Here is a 16357-nt window from a genome sequence, read left to right on the forward strand (position 1 = left end):
CCCTTCTTTGGAATAGAACCTGCCTGCAGACGCATACTCCTGACGAAGGACAGGAGTGCGGCCTATGGCCGCAAAGCGGTGCGTCTTAGGTGGATTGCTTCGTGGATTGCTTCGGCCGCGGCGCGCTACTTTCCTTCGTCCGGCACGTTGTACATCTCGCGCAGCCCGCTGGCGAACGGGCGGATCGCCTCCAGGCATGCGGCGCTGTTGCCGCCTTCCATGGTTGACAGATTCCAGTTGCAGCCCCCGGCATCCGCGGCATGCCAGAACACGTCACCAAAGCAAGCGCCCGCGCATTCGGAGAATTTTTCCTGTTCCGCGCGAAGCATGGCGCGCAGTTCGGCCTTGTTTTTAACCTGTCTCGACATGATGTCTCCCCTTTCTCTTTCGATCTGAGCCTGTGGACGGCCGACGGGCTACCTCGCCTTGACGGAGGTGGACATGCCGTCGATCGCGTCCCTGGCTGATGACAGGGCCAGCGCGATGGCAGCATGCGGCGCACTGGCGAAATGCTGGATCATGGGTGGCAGCCGCCTGCGGGAACCCATTCCTGTACTGACTTGCGTGATCGTGACGGTAGCGAGGAAGCGCGGAACCAGGTCGCTGCCGAGGACTGCACCGGGGGCGTGACGCACCCTTGCAGATACCCTGAAGCCTTTGTAGATTGCGTTGTTCTGAGACATGTTGGTCTCCTTTCAACACCGAGCATACGCGGATATGCCGGGACGTGTCCGATTTACTTTCGGCGACAAGGTAGCAATGTCATCGCGAGCCTTTGCCTCTCCGTAGTCCAGCGCCGCATCGACGCTGTGAAAGTAGTCGGTGCCGTCGATGAGATCGTAGGAATGTACGCTCGGAAGATCGCCTCTGATGGGCCGGCAATCCGTACGAGCGATCGCGTAGCGGACTACGTAGCCAATCGCTCCGGCCAACCGGGTGGGACCGAGGTGTTGCTCAGCTTCGATCAACACTTCATATTCACCAATCGTGACGCGTCTTTGCATATCCAACCTCCGCTCTCGGCCTCCGTTCATTCTTCCGGTCCAAGAATAACGTCCACGGCGGCGCGTCCAGCCAGCTCCGCCACGAGGTAAGCCCAACGTCTGGAGTACGGCCCGCCAAAGACTTTGATGCGCTTGCCAATCGCTGCGACGCCTGGCGGACTCATGGGTCCCTCAATCTGGAACCAGACGTCGAACATGTCCCTGGATGCCAGATGGAGATCGACATGGATATCGAACCCTCGATACTCCGTCACGCGATCCATCGCCCGGATCGACACGGCCGACGAAGCGGCGATCATAGCCATCTGAAATTCGGCATCAGGTCACTATGCTCGTCGACCCCGACGCCGCCCAGTTCGTTGATGATTTCCTTCAGGGCTTCCTTCGATCGCGAATCGCAACTGGCGATCATCAGCAACTGTCCCGGTGCCATTTGCGCATTCCGCCGCCACAGCGCAAGGCGACCGATCCTGGCGCCGACCAATCCGCCGACCCACCATCCGATCATCGCGGCAAGCATGACGGCGCCCACATACGCAACGGCAGTGGCATTGGCGCCGGCGGAAACGCCGTATCTGAAGATGACAAGCGCGCCGACGATCGCGCCGACGAAGATTCCTGTGATCGCCGCCTCTTCGCGGTACGTGATCTGACCGACGTCGATCGTCGGCAATCCGTCGACGGGCTGATTGTCGCGCTGGACAAACCACGGCCCTGCGACGAGTGCCGGGGTACCGGCCAGGTCGCCCAATCGCGCTTGTGCCCGTCGCGCCGTGGCGGTGTCTCTCAGACTGAAATACAGCAGCGTACGCATGAAGTCACCTCACGCAATCTCGGTTTCAATTTCCGGCGAGCCGGCGGATGCCTGCCTGATGGCTGCGGCCGATGCTCCTGATGCCCCTGGCTCGGGTGCAGGACGGTGACCGCAGGTCTGGCCAGCCTTCGTTGACAGCACGATCCCAGTCAATCAGCAGCGTGATTGCCTGATGCCATTGGCGCGCTGCCAATCGCACGACTCCGAATCGCCGGGTGTTTCTCTTCGGCGGCCTGCCGGCCTGACGGTCGCGTAGAAAGCGTGTGACATGGATGGCCCGGTAAGTGGTCTCTGCAGATTCTTTCGGCACGATAGCTTCCTTCATCGCTTGCCAGGCTGGTTTAGTGACGGCAGTGTTGAAAAATTGTCACCGTAAAATTTGTCACCGTTGTAGGCACCGATCTTCCATTGCCAGCGGGTAATCATTTCCACCCATAGGGCATTGCGGGAAATCGTTACGGCATCGTCATCACGATGAGAGCACGGCTCCGTCAGCCTGAAACGCGGAAGCGCAGCAGCAAAGGCGGAGGCCAGCTTTGTGATCGGCCTTGCGGAGAAGCGTCTCCCCCGCCAGACATCGGTTGCATCGATCCCGGCGAAAGACTGACTGACTTGAATACTGGGGGATTGGGCGAACGTCGGTCGCCGCGCGGCATCTTGCATGAAATTTCCGGGAATCCCCATGAGTGACTTCAGGAGTCACCAGTCCTAAGACGTCATCGAGGGGGAAGGCCCGGAAACGAGTGATAAGCGAACCAGACGCACCTGGCTTCTGAAACGCTGTACCTAACAGTATAGGAGGGCGATGCACACCGTCCTAATCCCCTTACAAATTGGTCGCGCAGACGCTGCGACATGCACCTGCAGTGCCCGCTTCTGGCGCTACACTGAAATGGATGGCCGGAGCCGTTCACGCGGCCGACACCATCTCCGCCTCCATGTCGACACAAGGTCAGCAATGAACCGTCTTCGGTACTCGGTGAACCTGTCCTATGAGATCCAGGATCCCACAGGAGACTTTCTGTTGATTGTCGAAGCTGCGAAGACCGCAAGACAGTCCGTGGTCTCCGAGCGCCTGACGCTCACGCCACCGGTTGACGCCGCTCGCTACACGGATCCACTCTGCAACCGCCTGCTCAGGATACGTGCGAACAAGGGCCCGCTGGCTATCCGCTATGAAGCTGTGGTGGACATCGATCATCGTCTGGACGATGGCATGTCACTCACGGAGGTACCCGTCGCCGAACTTCCCTTCGATGTACTGTCGTACCTCGCGCCGAGCCGCTATTGCGAATCCGACCGCATGATGGAGTTCGCCATGCGCGAGTTTGGCGGCATGCGCCCCGGCTATTGGCGCGTGTATGCGATTCGGGAGTGGGTTCGCAACCATGTGCGCTTTCTTTCGCGATCCACCAATGAGCGCACCTCGGCCATCGATACGATCGTCGAGCGCACCGGCGTCTGCCGGGATTTTTCCCACCTGATGATCGCGATCTGCCGCGCCCTGAGTATTCCCGCCCGCATGTCCAGCAGCGTGGACTATGGCGCGGATCCCGCCATGGGCGCGCCGGACTTTCACGCGGTGGTCGAGGTGTTCCTGTCGGGCGGATGGTACCTGCTCGATCCATCGGGGGTATCCATTCCGACTGGCCTGCTGCGCATCGGCACCGGCCGGGATGCCGCCGACATTCCGTTTGCCGCCATATTCGGCAAGGTCGAGTCGAAGCGCCCCTTTATCGAAATCCAGCCAATCGCCGACCCCGCTGCCGGGATTGGCCTGCCGCTAGCAACGACAAGCGCCATCTCCACCTGGTAGCGCCATCAGCGCGCTTCGCCTTTCATCCCTTCGATTTCCATGGCGGCGTTCCAATCCTCGTATGCCGCAATCGGTTCCATGGCCTCGTCGACGAACGATGCCGCACGTTCCGCGGCAGCCGACGGTCCCAGAAGAGCATCGTCCCGACTACCATCCTCGGCCTTCGGCGGCAGCAACATGTCTTCGAGCATCCCGCGCAGTTCCGGGGTGTCCCAGGGCTTGCCACGCCTCGTCTTTCTGTTCTGATAGTGGCGAACCTCCGAGTCTTGCTCGGCGGTAAGTGGCAGGCCTCGGAATGTAGAGCCTGCGTCAGGATGGATCATGATGTGCCTCCCTCATCGGTCGGCATTCGTTGAATGAAAAGGTATCGCCCTGCGGTGATTGCGCGCATTGCCCCGGGGGGCTTAAGACTTCCTCTTGTCGAGACCGTCGTTCCGGACCCGCGACTGAACCGTGCTGAACGGGGTTGCCGGGACGGAAGGCTTCTTGGGTTGCTTCGGCTTTTTCGCTTCACGGTTACCGCGTAGTTGGCTTTTTGCCATGAGAAACTCCTGCTGCATTACTTGCCGGTTGGCAACCCCAGCATACGCGCTAAGTCTTCGGCAAAGGGAATTATTTCGCCCAACCCATGACTTCGTATGGCTCCAGCGCGTGAGGGTCCCTGTCCCTGGCATCGAGCGTTCCGCCTCGCGGCCCTCGCGCCCCGGCACGGACGCGAGCGAGGCATCGGCCGATGCCTGCTGGTGGACAGGGCTGCGCCACGGAGGCGGCGCGGCTCACCCTTAGGATCCGCGTCGTCATGATTGTCAATGCTTCACAGGATCGAAGGAATTGCGCACACGGATCCGGCCATCACGGCCATGGACGAAGAGCTTGACCCCGTCCTGCTTCGCCGCGTCCGTGCCAGCGGCGATTGCCTCGGCTTCCGTCGGGAACAGGACGGTAGCGCCGTTCGGGCCTTCCACGGTGACAGCCCAGCCTCGATCGTGATCCGGCATGACGTGGATATTTCGAGAAGTCATGATCATCCCCGGCTGCTTGCTCTGCACAGCCAGTCTCGCGCAGAAAACTGTGTTTCCGCAATCAGTCGCTGTCCCACGACGGGAAGCGCACATCCGTTCGAGTGCAAGTCAGCGGAGAAAAGGGGCGCACATGTGCGCCCCTGCCGGACTGCGTCGATGGCCTCCACTCATGTGAGCGCCGCCATGTCCGGCAAAGCGGCAATCACGATGCGCTGGACTCCCGGGTGAGCATCCGGCTTTCCCGAGGCTTGCCCCTGAGGTACCAGGCGAGTGACAGCAGGGCAACCCAACCCGCACCGATATAGAGCGCTACGCGCGTGTCCTCGACATATCCCAGCACGCCGATGACGAACAACATGAAGGCAATCGCAAGCGCCGGACCGACAGGCCACATCGGCACCTTGAACTTGAGGGCGCGAACCTCCTCGGCCGACAGGCGACGCCGCATGGCAACCTGGGACAGCAGGATCATGAGCCAGACCCATACGGTCGCAAAGGTCGCAATCGATGCGATGATCACAAACACCTGCTCGGGAATCAGGTAGTTCAGCACCACGCCGCCGAGCAGTGCGGCAGCCATCGCCAGCACCGTCACCCAGGGCACACCATGACGCGAGGTGGTCGCAAATAGACGCGGTGCGTGGCCCTGCTCTGCCATGCCGAACATCATCCGTCCGGCACCGAAGATGTTGCTGTTGATTGCCGAGATGGCGGCGGAGATGACGATCAGGTTGAGAATCGCGGCGGCAGACTGGATGCCCAGCCCGGAGAAGATCTGTACAAACGGGCTGCCCTGGCCGCCAATGCCGGTCCACGGAAAGATTGCCATCAGCACGGTCATCGTCAGGACGTAGAACAGCAGGATCCGGGCCGGCACTGCGTTGATCGCCCGCGGAATGACTTGCTCAGGGTTCTTCGCTTCGCCGCCGGTGATGCCGATGATCTCGATGCCACCATACGCAAACATCACCACGGCCAGCGACGCGATCAGCCCGCCCGCACCGTGCGGCAAGAAGCCGCCATGCGCCCACAGATTGGTCAGGCCCGGGGTGTGTTCGCCATTCATCTTGACGCCGAGGAACAGGATCAGGATACCGCCAATGATCATCGCGGCGATGGCAAGGATCTTCACCAGCGCCAGCCAGAACTCCAGCTCCCCGAACACCTTGACGTTGCACAGGTTCAAGCCGCAGATCAGCATGACGATGCCGAGCACCCATACCCATTGCGGAACTTCCGGAAACCAGAATCCCATGTAGATGCCGAATGCCGTTACGTCCGCGAGGCAGACGATGATCATCTCGAGGATATAGGTCCATCCGGTGAGAAAGCCCGCGAGCGGCCCGAGGTACTCGCTTGCATACCGTCCGAAGGAACCGGATACCGGCTCGCGCACTGCCATTTCGCCGAGCGCACGCATGACCATGTAGACTGCCGCGCCGCCCAGGATATAGGCCAGGATGACGGCCGGGCCAGCCATCTGGATCGCCGATGCCGAGCCGTAGAACAGGCCCGTGCCAATGGCCGAGCCAAGCGCAAGGAAGCGGATATGCCGCGCGCTCAGGTTGCGTTGCAGGTTTTTCAAGCTGTCTCCAGAAAGATATCGGGAAGGGGACCGACGGTCCCGAGGCGCGCGGATCTTCGCCCGCTCCGCGCCAGTGCAGGCGTCTTCTCTCAGAGGCTTGGCAGCATGCCCGCGGGCAGCAGGGCCGAGAGGTGACGCTCGGCGATCAGGACGCTGGCAGCTTCGATGTCCGGGGCGAAGTAGCGGTCCTTGTCGTAGAACGGCACTGACTGTCGCAGCAGCCCACGCGCGCGCTCGAGTGCGACCGAAGTCTTTGCCCCCTCGCGGAAATCGAGTCCCTGGCAGGCAGCGAGCCACTCGATGGCAAGGATGCCCTTCACGTTGTCAGCCATCTCCCAAAGACGCTTCCCGGCGTTGGGTGCCATGGACACGTGGTCTTCCTGATTCGCGGAGGTCGGCAGGCTGTCGACGCTGGCGGGATGCGCGAGCGCCTTGTTGTCCGACGCCAGGGCAGCGGCCGTGACCTGCGCGATCATGAAGCCGGAGTTGACGCCGCCATTGGCGACGAGGAACGCCGGCAACTGCGACATGTGCTTGTCCATCATCAGTGAAATGCGCCGCTCGCTCAACGCGCCAATCTCGGCCAGTGCCAGCGCGAGGTTGTCCGCTGCCATGGCCACCGGCTCCGCGTGGAAGTTGCCGCCCGAGATGATGTCCCCTTCCTGCGCAAACACCAGGGGGTTGTCGGACACCGAGTTCGCTTCGACGGCAAGGACGTCCGCCGCATTGCGGATCTGCGTCAGGCAGGCGCCCATGACCTGCGGCTGACAGCGCAGGGAATAGGGATCCTGGACCTTTTCGCAGCTTGCATGGGATTGACCGATTTCGCTGGTCGGCCCCAGGAGGTCACGATAGATCGCCGCCGAGTCGATCTGGCCACGCTGACCGCGCGCCGCGTGGATACGCGGATCGAACGGGGCACGCGAGCCAAGCGACGCCTCGACGGTCAGCGCCCCGCTGACGCTCGCCGCGGCGAACAGGTCTTCTGCCTGGAACAATCCCTGGAGTGCGTAGGCCGTGGAGACCTGCGTGCCGTTGAGCAACGCAAGCCCTTCCTTGGCTGCGAGCGTGAGCGGTTGCAGATCGGCAATGGCAAGCGCTTCACGTGCGGGCAGCCATTCGCCGCGATAGCGCGCGTCGCCCTCGCCGAGCAGCAGCAGCGACATGTGGGCAAGCGGCGCCAGATCGCCGGACGCACCGACCGACCCCTTCAGCGGAATGCGGGAGTACACCTCGGCGTTCACCAGCGTGATCAGCGCGTCGATGACCTTGCGACGGATGCCGGACAGACCGCGCGCCAGGCTGTTGATCTTGAGCACCATGATCAGGCGCACCACGGCGTCATCGATCGGCTCGCCTACGCCGGCCGCATGCGAGAGCACCAGCGAGCGCTGCAGGCTCTCCAGATCCTCGCGCGCAATGCGCGTCTGTGCCAGCAGGCCGAAGCCGGTGTTGATGCCATAGGCCGTGCGGCCTTCGGAGATGACGCTCTCAACGCAAGCCACGCTGCGGTCGATGGCCGCGAAGGCACGCTCGTCGAGCGTGATCCTGACGGGATGCTGATGGACGGCACGCAGTTGCGCGAGCGTCAGCTCACCGGGTTGCAGATGCAGGGCGGTGGCCGACTGGTTGGCTTGATATGACATGTTCAGATTCACTTGGAGGTGCCGAGCATCGGCAGGTTCAGACCGTTTTCGCGTGCGCAGTCGACGGCGATGTCGTAGCCCGCATCGGCATGGCGCATCACGCCGGTGGCCGGATCATTGTTCAGCACGCGCGCGATGCGCGCGGCGGCTTCATCGGTGCCGTCGCAGACGATCACCACGCCCGAATGCTGCGAGAAGCCCATGCCGACACCACCGCCGTGGTGCAGGCTCACCCAGGTCGCGCCGCTCGCGGTGTTGAGCAGCGCATTGAGCAGCGGCCAGTCGGAGACCGCGTCCGAGCCGTCCTGCATGGACTCGGTCTCGCGGTTCGGGCTGGCGACCGAGCCCGAATCGAGATGGTCGCGGCCGATCACGACCGGCGCGGACAGCTCGCCGCTGCGCACCATCTCGTTGAACGCCAGGCCCAGCCTGGCGCGCAGGCCCAGGCCCACCCAGCAGATGCGTGCCGGCAGGCCCTGGAAGCTGATGCGCTCGCGCGCCATGTCGAGCCAGCGATGCAGGTGGGCGTCGTCGGGGATCAGTTCCTTGACCTTGGCGTCGGTCTTGTAGATGTCCTGCGGATCGCCCGACAGCGCGGCCCAGCGGAACGGGCCGATGCCGCGGCAGAACAGCGGTCGGATATAGGCCGGCACGAAGCCCGGGAAATCGAACGCATTGTCGACGCCCTCTTCCTTGGCCATCTGGCGGATGTTGTTGCCGTAGTCGAAGGTCGGCACGCCCAGCTTCTGGAAGGCCAGCATGGCGCGCACGTGCGCGGCCATCGAGGCCTTGGCGGCCTTCACCACCACGGCCGGCTCGCGCTGGGCGCGCTCGCGGTATTCGTCCCAGCCCCAGCCGGCGGGCAGATAGCCATTGAGCGGATCATGCGCGCTGGTCTGGTCGGTGACCATGTCCGGGCGCACGCCGCGGCGCACCAGCTCGGGCAGCACTTCGGCGGCGTTGGCGCACAGCGCGATCGAGACCGACTTGCCTTGCGCGGTGTAGCGGTCGATGCGCGCCAGCGCGTCGTCCAGGTCGGTGGCCTGCTCGTCGACATAGCGCGTCTTCAGGCGGAAATCGATGCGGCTCTGCTGGCATTCGATGTTCAGCGAGCACGCGCCGGCCAGCGTCGCGGCCAGCGGCTGCGCGCCGCCCATGCCGCCCAGGCCCGCGGTCAGCACCCAGCGGCCCTTGAGGCTGCCGCCGTAATGCTGGCGGCCGGCCTCGACAAAGGTTTCATACGTGCCCTGCACGATGCCCTGGCTGCCGATATAGATCCACGAGCCGGCGGTCATCTGGCCGTACATGGCCAGGCCTTTGGCGTCGAGCTCGTTGAAGTGCTCCCAGCTGGCCCAGTGCGGCACCAGGTTGGAGTTGGCGATCAGCACGCGCGGCGCGTCGCGGTGGGTGCGGAACACGCCGACCGGCTTGCCGGACTGGACCAGCAGGGTCTCGTCGTCTTCCAGGCGGGTCAGCACCTCGACGATGCGGTCATAGCACTCCCAGTTGCGCGCGGCGCGGCCGATGCCGCCGTAGACCACCAGTTCCTTCGGGTTCTCCGCGACCTCGGGATCGAGGTTGTTCATCAGCATGCGCAACGGCGCTTCGGTCAGCCAGCTCCTGGCGGTCAGCTGGTTGCCACGCGGGGCGCGGATCTCTACATCGCGGAATCGCGGGTTCTGGGGGTTCTCACTCACGGCAGCTCCTTCGGAATCACTGGCCCGGCCACGCCGGGAAACATCACCTGATAGGCGTGTATAGTCTTGTATATACAAGCATAGATGTATTGGGGTATTCCCGAAGATCGGCAAGACCGGGCGGCCAGATGTGACGGCGCCCGGACGTAGCCGGGCGCGAGTGTCGAATCAGTAACGAGAAGTCAGGCGGATTGGAGGCGTCCGCCCAGCGCTGCGGGAGCAATCAGGATGTGAACCGCCCTTCGAGCCGACGCATGGAGCCCGGATGATGCGGGCCCGATATCGTCAGCGCGGGAACCCGGTCCGAAGCACCCACTCACTCACGCGTCGCGTCCCGGATGCAGATGACGGACCAGGAAGTCCGTCTGGTCGGCCACGGCACGCTCCCACAGGGGCCCCATGTAGAGACCAAAGTGGCCGCAAGGATAGGTCTTCACCTCCGCCCGGGGCGTTCGGCTGGCGGCTTCATGCGCCAGACCGGCAGGCGCCAGGTGGACGTCCTCTTCACCGATGCAATAAAGCGTCGGGCACTGGATCTTTCGCACGCCGGCAATCGGCCTGTAGGTTCCGTAGCGCAGGGCAATGCGGGCGCAGACCTGGTTAACCCATGTTGATTTGTCCGGCGTGACACTCTCGAACCACGACAACGCCTCGGGCGTAGCCATGGCCGACCACGTACCCGGGCGACCGGTCGCCGCGATATAGAAAGGCGACATGCCGACGAGTGATCGGGCAGCGTCGTACAGGCCAGCCAGGGTCAGCCGCGTCAAATGGGCGAGACCCAGCGCCGGGAGGTTGCGAAGGCCGTCGCAGGTGGGCACCTGGGCAACGGCTGCGGCGATGGCCGGATCGCGGGCCGCCATGGTCAGCACGTGGCCGCCGCTAAGCGATGATCCGAACAGGGCGATGCGCTTCGGATCGATGTCGGGCAGGTTGCGGGCAAACGCGATCGCGGCCGCCCAGTCCTGCAACTGGTCCTGAATGTTCAGCAGTTGGCGCGGTATGCCACCGCTGGCGCCGAAATAGCGATAGTCGAAGAGCAGCACGGCCATTCCCGCCTGCACGAAGCGTTCGGCAAAGGCGTCAAGCCGCTGCTCGCGCACGGCCGAAAAACCATGTGCCATGACCACGCACGGCACCGATGCAGCAACACCCTCCGGACGATAGAGCCAGGCGGCGCACCGGACGTTGCCGGAAGAGAATTCGACGTCACTGCGTACCATTTGTATGGGATCTTCCTCTTGTGGGAGCCAGGGCTGGCCAGAACGGCAGTATGGGGAATCGCCGCCAATGTGTTTGACCGACGGTGACAGTCATTTGACGAATCGGGACAGTTCGGCACCACGCGTGTACCAACGCCGAATCGACGGCGCGATGACGCTTAAAGCACCACTTGCGACCGGCTCTGCCCCCGGTGTGCTGCATCTTGTCGGACGACGCCTCAGGATCGCGGGCGCGGCCATGCCAGGGCGCATCCACGGATGTCGGTGCGGAAGCGAACGGAAGCGAGCGGGAGGCTGATGCAGGCTTGTCCGCCTACTGTGCCACTGGGGAATCCTGATGCGCACCCATCTCCCTTTGCTTCCGGCCTTCGCCGCACTGATCGTCGCCGGGTGTAACACGGCGCCAATCCCGCCAGGCAAGCCGGTCGATATTCCCACCGCCTTGCAACAGGTCGCCGCCGGACTGTGCGCATTCAAGAAAGACGCTGTGGCAAAAGGACAGGGCTCCTTTGACTCGGTCACGGTCGAGCTTGACCTGACCATCGATGGCGCGAAAGATCCCCCGGTCGCTGTGGCACCTGACATCCAGTTCATGCCGACAGTCAGCTACGGACAGACCATTTCCGTCACCAAGGGAAGCAAGCTGACGCTGACGCTGAAGAATGCCGATGCCTGCGACATGCGAAAGTGAGCCAGGCACTGCAGATGATTGCCGCATTCGCTGCGATGCTCTTCGCCGGGGCGGCCTTGTATGTGAATGTGGTCGAGCATCCCGCAAGAATGGTGCTTGAGACAAGGTCCGCCGCGCAGCAGTGGGCGCCCAGCTACAGGCGTGCCACGCTCATGCAGGCACCATTGGCACTGATCAGCTTGCTGAGCGGAGTGCTGGCATGGCTGTCGGGTGCCAGTCTCTGGTGCCTTGCTGCCGCGCTGCTGATCGGATCTGTCGTGCCGTATACGTTTCTCGTCGTCATGCCCACCAACCACAGAATTCTTGAGTCAGATCGCGATCTTTCATCGGTCGAGACCCGGGAACTCTTGCAGAAATGGGCCAGACTGCATGGCGTGCGCACGGCATTGAGCCTTGTCGCGTCCGTCATCGACGTATGGCAATTGGGCGGCAATGGCGTCACTTGAACTGAAGATCCCGCCGCCAGTCGTGGCGCTGCTGACTGGCTTGCTCATGTGGCTGGCATCCAGGTTGATCGCCCCGGTTGCCGTTCCGTTCGGACTTCGCGCAGGTGTCGCAGTTGCCATGGCTTGCGCAGGCGCGGCGATCGGGGTGTCGGCCATGGTTTCATTCCTGCGGGCGAAGACCACGATGAATCCGGTCAGGCCCGATACTGCGTCGTTGCTCGTCACGGACGGGGTGTTTCGCTTCACGCGCAATCCCATGTACCTGAGCCTGCTGCTGTACCTGTTGGCGTGGGCGGTGTACTTGTCAAACTGGCTGGCTCTGCTGCTCCTGCCCCTGTTCGTGCTCTATATCAACCGGTTTCAGATCGCCCCCGAGGAGCGCATGCTTTCATCGCTCTTCGATGCGCAGTACGTTGCATACAAGGGGAAAGTTCGCCGGTGGCTGTGACGCATGACGCCTCCATCGGGCCTGCAATGCAAAGACTGCCAGCCTGCTCGCGGGATGCTAGTTCGCCGCCATCCCTTTTTCCGCCAGTTCCTTCTTCGCGCTCTCGTTCTTCGTCAAGTGCGTCAGGCCCATGCCACGCAGAACGTTCGGAGCCTTGGTGAACTGGACATTGTCATAGCCCACGATCTCGATGCGATTGCCCCAGGGGTCACGGAAATCCAGAAACGGGCCATCGAGCGGCTTGACCCCCGCCGCCTTGAGGGCGGCGCGCGCGGCCTCCTTGTCATCGACAACGAGGCCGAAATGCCGGCCGTCATCGGCTGGCTGTTTGCGTCCCGCCTGCAATGCGATGAACTGGTCGCCAAGATCGATGAAGGCCATCGTCTTGCTCTTGCTGCGCAACTGAAAGTCGAAAATGCGGCCGTAGAACGCCAGCGCGTCCTCGATATCGCCGACTTCCAGCGCTATGTGATTGAAGCCGATGGCGCGCGGCTTGGTGGAATCAGGCATTTCACCCTCCTCTCGCAATCCGTGGGTAGTGTTCACAAGCAAGCCGATCTGGCCGGTGGTCCGGAAACGGCCTGCCACAGTGCGACGCCTCAAGTATGGTGGTTGAAGTCATCTCCCACTAGACGATCAAATTGGATTGGTTTGCTCCAATTTTGGATAGCGTACTTTCCCGGCCAGATCGCGCGTGCGTGCCTGCCTGCGGACAGGTTTCCTGATATGAGTACTTCGCTGCTGGCGGCGATGCCTTGTGTTGCCCCTAAGACGCCCTTACCCCGCTACCCCCATGGCCATTACGTCGTCCGGTCCGGCAGCCGCGGCCTGAAGCTGGTGTGCGCATCCCCGGCCCACGCAGCCCGTATTTCGGCTGCCAGCTCGGCGGCGCGACCCTCATAGCGTGGCGAGAAATGAAAGGGGGTTACCTCGCGGGCACCGATGCAGCGGGCGATCCGGCCGGCCTGGGCCGCGGTCAAATGGTTCTTGCGCAGACCGTGAGCGCTGTCCTGATCCAGAAACACGCTCTCGATGAACAACTCGTCGACGTCCTGCATGAATTGCGACAACGCTTGCACGTTCTCGTCCGAGTAGCGCAGGTCGGTGACATAGCCGATACGCCGGCCAGGTCCGACGTCAAGGATCAGCCGGCTCAGCTCGCCAACCTGCCGCGTCGTCGCGTGATCGCCCTCGCGGTCGCGCCACTGCACAAGAATCGGCGCATCGTCGGGCGCGCCGGTCAGGACGGCGTGCTTCAGCTCGCGCAGCCAGGCTCCTGTGGTCAGGCCTGACGCGACCAGCCGCTCCTTGTTGAGACCGGGCCGTGCCTTCTCTTCCACCAGGTAGGCCAGGCAAGGCGTTCCATGATCGACGAAGCACGCGCGCACCCGGAAGGTCGACTCCTCGTGGACGATGTCGCCGGTGCCCCCCGTCAGCACCTCCCCCTGCCTTGCAAAGCCGTGCCGGCTGGAAAAGCAGGCGCTGCGCCGCTGCCAGTCCAGGCCGAGTTCGGCCGCTTCAATCGTCAGATCGACCGCGTAGCGATGGACCACATTCCACGTATAGCCCTGCAGCTTGTGCCCGACCTGCGCGAGGAATCCCGGCCCGCCGTACAGCACGATACGGTCCTTGCGCCCGAGCAGCACGCGCAGCAGGTGGTCGAAGCCGGAAAAATGATCCATGTGCGCATGCGTGACGAACACATGTGACACCCGCATCAGCTCGCGCGGCATCAGTCCGGTGATATCGCCCAAGTCGAACAGCATCGCGCGCCGTTCGTCCAGGAAATCTACGAACAGTCCAGGATCGCCAAAGACATCGTTGACGAGGCGGGCTTCCAGCAAGTGACGCATGACGGTCACGGCCCCATGAACATCGTTAGTCCTCCCGTTCCCAGGCTATGCCAGGAACTCGACTTCGACATCCTATGCGCCGATTCCAGCCCCGCCAAGGACGTGTCGAGCAGGAATGGCAGCCACGGGTTGCTGCTGCACCGGCACATGTCACTGTTCGCCGACAGATGTCCGCAAAATCCCGCGAGCTATCGTTGCCCGGCCAGCCGCACTCGCCTCTATCTCCGACAACTGAAAGCACGTTTCACATTGCGGAATTTACTTCGAATTTCCCCGGAGATACTTTCCGTTTCCTGAAAGCGTGTTCCACATCGCAAAATCTGTCGCGTAAGCTATTGAAAAATAAAGATAAACTAACTCTTATGTCTTATATAAGACCTTGCCGCGACGCATCAAAACCGCCCTACAATAACTCCACGCTGCTTGCTTCGACATCCGTGGCGGCACACTCAACCATTTCTTCAAACGCGCCTTACCCTTAGGAAATTCACATGGCCCAGTATCAAGACGACATCAAGGCAGTTGCGGCTTTGAAAGAGAACCACGGCAGCGCGTGGAATGCGATCAACCCCGAGTATGCCGCCCGCATGCGTGCCCAGAACAGGTTCAAGACGGGCCTGGACATCGCCAAGTACACCGCCAAGATCATGCGCGCCGACATGGCCGCCTACGATGCCGACCCGTCCAAGTACACCCAGTCGCTGGGCTGCTGGCACGGCTTCATCGGCCAGCAGAAGATGATCTCCATCAAGAAGCACTTCAACAGCACCGACCGCCGCTACCTGTACCTGTCGGGCTGGATGGTGGCCGCGCTGCGCTCCGAGTTCGGCCCGCTGCCGGACCAGTCGATGCACGAAAAGACCTCGGTGAGCGCGCTGATCCGCGAGCTGTACACCTTCCTGCGCCAGGCCGATGCCCGTGAACTGGGCGGCCTGTTCCGCGAGCTGGACGCCGCCAAGGACGCTGCCGCCAAGGCCGCCATCCAGGCCAAGATCGACAATCACGTCACCCACGTGGTGCCCATCATCGCCGACATCGACGCGGGCTTCGGCAACGCCGAGGCCACCTACCTGCTGGCCAAGCAGTTCATCGAAGCCGGCGCCTGCTGCATCCAGATCGAAAACCAGGTGTCCGACGAGAAGCAGTGCGGCCACCAGGACGGCAAGGTCACCGTGCCGCACGAGGACTTCCTGGCCAAGGTCCGCGCCGTCCGTTACGCCTTCCTGGAACTGGGTGTGGACGACGGTGTCATCGTGACCCGTACCGACTCGCTGGGCGCCGGCCTGACCAAGCAGATCGCCGTGACCCACACGCCGGGCGACCTGGGCGACCAATACAACTCCTTCCTCGATTGCGACGAAATCTCGGCCGACGCACTCGGCAATGGTGACGTTGTCATCAAGCGCGACGGCAAGCTGCTGCGTCCCAAGCGCCTGCCCAGCAACCTGTTCCAGTTCCGCGCCGGCACGGGCGAAGCGCGTTGCGTGCTGGACAGCATTACCTCGCTGCAGAACGGTGCTGACCTGCTGTGGATCGAAACCGAAAAGCCGCATATCGAGCAGATCGCCGGCATGGTCCGCGAGATTCGCAAGGTCATCCCGAATGCCAAGCTGGTGTACAACAACAGCCCGTCGTTCAACTGGACCCTGAACTTCCGCCAGCAGGCGTATGACGCGATGAAGGCCGCGGGCAAGGATGTGTCGGCCTACGACCGCGCCCAGCTGATGAGCGTGGAATACGATCAGACCGAACTGGCGGCCGCCGCCGATGAAAAGATCCGCACCTTCCAGGCCGACGCGGCCCGCGAAGCCGGTATCTTCCACCACCTGATCACGCTGCCGACCTACCACACCGCAGCACTGTCGACCGACAACCTGGCCAAGGAATACTTCGGCGAGCAAGGCATGCTGGGTTATGTGGCTGGCGTGCAGCGCAAGGAAATCCGTCAGGGCATCGCCTGCGTCAAGCACCAGAACATGTCCGGCTCCGACATCGGCGACGACCACAAGGAGTATTTCAGCGGCGAAGCGGCCCTGAAGGCAGCAGGTAAAGACAACACCATGAACCAGTTCTGATACTGGCTACAGCCCAAGGCAAAACGCCAACCCATGA

The 16357-nt window shown here is 62.6% G+C and carries 19 protein-coding genes; 5 read left to right on the forward strand and 14 right to left on the reverse strand.

Features of this window, described 5'->3' with window-relative positions; all coding sequences use genetic code 11:
* Nucleotides 1-125: 125 nt before the first annotated feature.
* The 6 genes from KHO22_RS12420 to KHO22_RS12445 form a co-directional block, all read right to left on the reverse strand.
* Entirely contained in the window at nucleotides 126-368 is a 243-nt protein-coding gene (locus KHO22_RS12420) for a hypothetical protein (protein WP_211947442.1), read from the reverse strand.
* Nucleotides 369-416: 48 nt separating this feature from the next.
* Nucleotides 417-683 carry a GTP cyclohydrolase gene (locus tag KHO22_RS12425; protein ID WP_211947443.1) on the reverse strand — a complete coding sequence of 89 codons (267 nt, stop codon included), beginning with the start codon at nucleotides 681-683 and terminating at the stop codon, nucleotides 417-419.
* Nucleotides 684-695: 12 nt separating this feature from the next.
* Complete coding sequence (locus KHO22_RS12430) at nucleotides 696-1004, reverse strand: hypothetical protein (protein ID WP_230426854.1); 309 nt, start codon at nucleotides 1002-1004, stop codon at nucleotides 696-698.
* A 26-nt stretch (nucleotides 1005-1030) separates the two neighbouring features.
* Entirely contained in the window at nucleotides 1031-1267 is a 237-nt protein-coding gene (locus KHO22_RS12435) for a hypothetical protein (RefSeq protein WP_211947646.1), read from the reverse strand.
* 32 nt (nucleotides 1268-1299) lie between these two features.
* Complete coding sequence (locus KHO22_RS12440) at nucleotides 1300-1818, reverse strand: hypothetical protein (RefSeq protein ID WP_211947445.1); 519 nt, start codon at nucleotides 1816-1818, stop codon at nucleotides 1300-1302.
* Between the two features lie 321 nt (nucleotides 1819-2139).
* Entirely contained in the window at nucleotides 2140-2481 is a 342-nt protein-coding gene (locus KHO22_RS12445) for a hypothetical protein (protein ID WP_211947446.1), read from the reverse strand.
* 295 nt (nucleotides 2482-2776) lie between these two features.
* Here KHO22_RS12445 and KHO22_RS12450 point away from each other — a divergent pair, with 295 nt between their 5' ends.
* Nucleotides 2777-3634: a transglutaminase-like domain-containing protein gene (locus KHO22_RS12450; protein ID WP_211947647.1), complete on the forward strand. Its 858-nt coding sequence runs from the start codon at nucleotides 2777-2779 to the stop codon at nucleotides 3632-3634.
* A 5-nt stretch (nucleotides 3635-3639) separates the two neighbouring features.
* On the opposite strand, the gene KHO22_RS12455 is transcribed toward KHO22_RS12450, so the two are convergent.
* The 6 genes from KHO22_RS12455 to KHO22_RS12480 all read right to left on the reverse strand — a co-directional run bounded on the left by KHO22_RS12455 (nucleotide 3640) and on the right by KHO22_RS12480 (nucleotide 10807).
* Nucleotides 3640-3957 carry a hypothetical protein gene (locus tag KHO22_RS12455; RefSeq protein ID WP_211947447.1) on the reverse strand — a complete coding sequence of 106 codons (318 nt, stop codon included), beginning with the start codon at nucleotides 3955-3957 and terminating at the stop codon, nucleotides 3640-3642.
* Between the two features lie 483 nt (nucleotides 3958-4440).
* Nucleotides 4441-4683, reverse strand: coding sequence for a DUF2188 domain-containing protein (locus tag KHO22_RS12460; RefSeq protein WP_338031337.1), 243 nt, complete (start codon nucleotides 4681-4683; stop codon nucleotides 4441-4443).
* Between the two features lie 175 nt (nucleotides 4684-4858).
* Nucleotides 4859-6241, reverse strand: coding sequence for an amino acid permease (locus KHO22_RS12465; RefSeq protein ID WP_211947448.1), 1383 nt, complete (start codon nucleotides 6239-6241; stop codon nucleotides 4859-4861).
* 89 nt (nucleotides 6242-6330) lie between these two features.
* The gene (gene hutH / locus KHO22_RS12470) at nucleotides 6331-7887 is read right to left on the reverse strand and encodes a histidine ammonia-lyase (RefSeq protein ID WP_211947449.1); all 1557 of its coding nucleotides are present in this window, start codon (nucleotides 7885-7887) and stop codon (nucleotides 6331-6333) included.
* 8 nt (nucleotides 7888-7895) lie between these two features.
* Complete coding sequence (gene hutU / locus KHO22_RS12475; RefSeq protein WP_211947450.1) at nucleotides 7896-9584, reverse strand: urocanate hydratase; 1689 nt, start codon at nucleotides 9582-9584, stop codon at nucleotides 7896-7898.
* 320 nt (nucleotides 9585-9904) lie between these two features.
* Entirely contained in the window at nucleotides 9905-10807 is a 903-nt protein-coding gene (locus KHO22_RS12480) for an alpha/beta hydrolase (protein WP_211947451.1), read from the reverse strand.
* Between the two features lie 337 nt (nucleotides 10808-11144).
* Here KHO22_RS12480 and KHO22_RS12485 point away from each other — a divergent pair, with 337 nt between their 5' ends.
* The 3 genes from KHO22_RS12485 to KHO22_RS12495 are packed head-to-tail and all read left to right on the forward strand — an operon-like array spanning nucleotide 11145 to nucleotide 12392.
* On the forward strand, nucleotides 11145-11498 hold the full coding sequence (locus tag KHO22_RS12485; protein WP_211947452.1) for a hypothetical protein: 354 nt from the start codon (nucleotides 11145-11147) through the stop codon (nucleotides 11496-11498).
* 14 nt (nucleotides 11499-11512) lie between these two features.
* The gene (locus KHO22_RS12490; RefSeq protein WP_211947453.1) at nucleotides 11513-11944 is read left to right on the forward strand and encodes an anthrone oxygenase family protein; all 432 of its coding nucleotides are present in this window, start codon (nucleotides 11513-11515) and stop codon (nucleotides 11942-11944) included.
* 22 nt (nucleotides 11945-11966) lie between these two features.
* Entirely contained in the window at nucleotides 11967-12392 is a 426-nt protein-coding gene (locus KHO22_RS12495) for a methyltransferase family protein (protein ID WP_230426855.1), read from the forward strand.
* A gap of 57 nt (nucleotides 12393-12449) precedes the next feature.
* Here the strand turns inward: KHO22_RS12495 and KHO22_RS12500 are convergent, their stop codons facing one another.
* Nucleotides 12450-12980, reverse strand: coding sequence for a VOC family protein (locus KHO22_RS12500; RefSeq protein WP_230426856.1), 531 nt, complete (start codon nucleotides 12978-12980; stop codon nucleotides 12450-12452).
* Nucleotides 12981-13192: 212 nt separating this feature from the next.
* Nucleotides 13193-14245, reverse strand: coding sequence for a ribonuclease Z (locus tag KHO22_RS12505; RefSeq protein ID WP_211947454.1), 1053 nt, complete (start codon nucleotides 14243-14245; stop codon nucleotides 13193-13195).
* Between the two features lie 491 nt (nucleotides 14246-14736).
* Between KHO22_RS12505 and KHO22_RS12510 the strand changes: the two genes are divergently transcribed.
* Nucleotides 14737-16320, forward strand: coding sequence for an isocitrate lyase (locus KHO22_RS12510; protein WP_211947455.1), 1584 nt, complete (start codon nucleotides 14737-14739; stop codon nucleotides 16318-16320).
* The last annotated feature ends 37 nt before the right edge of the window (nucleotides 16321-16357 follow it).

Source organism: Cupriavidus yeoncheonensis, assembly GCF_905397275.1.
Classification (GTDB): domain Bacteria; phylum Pseudomonadota; class Gammaproteobacteria; order Burkholderiales; family Burkholderiaceae; genus Cupriavidus; species Cupriavidus yeoncheonensis.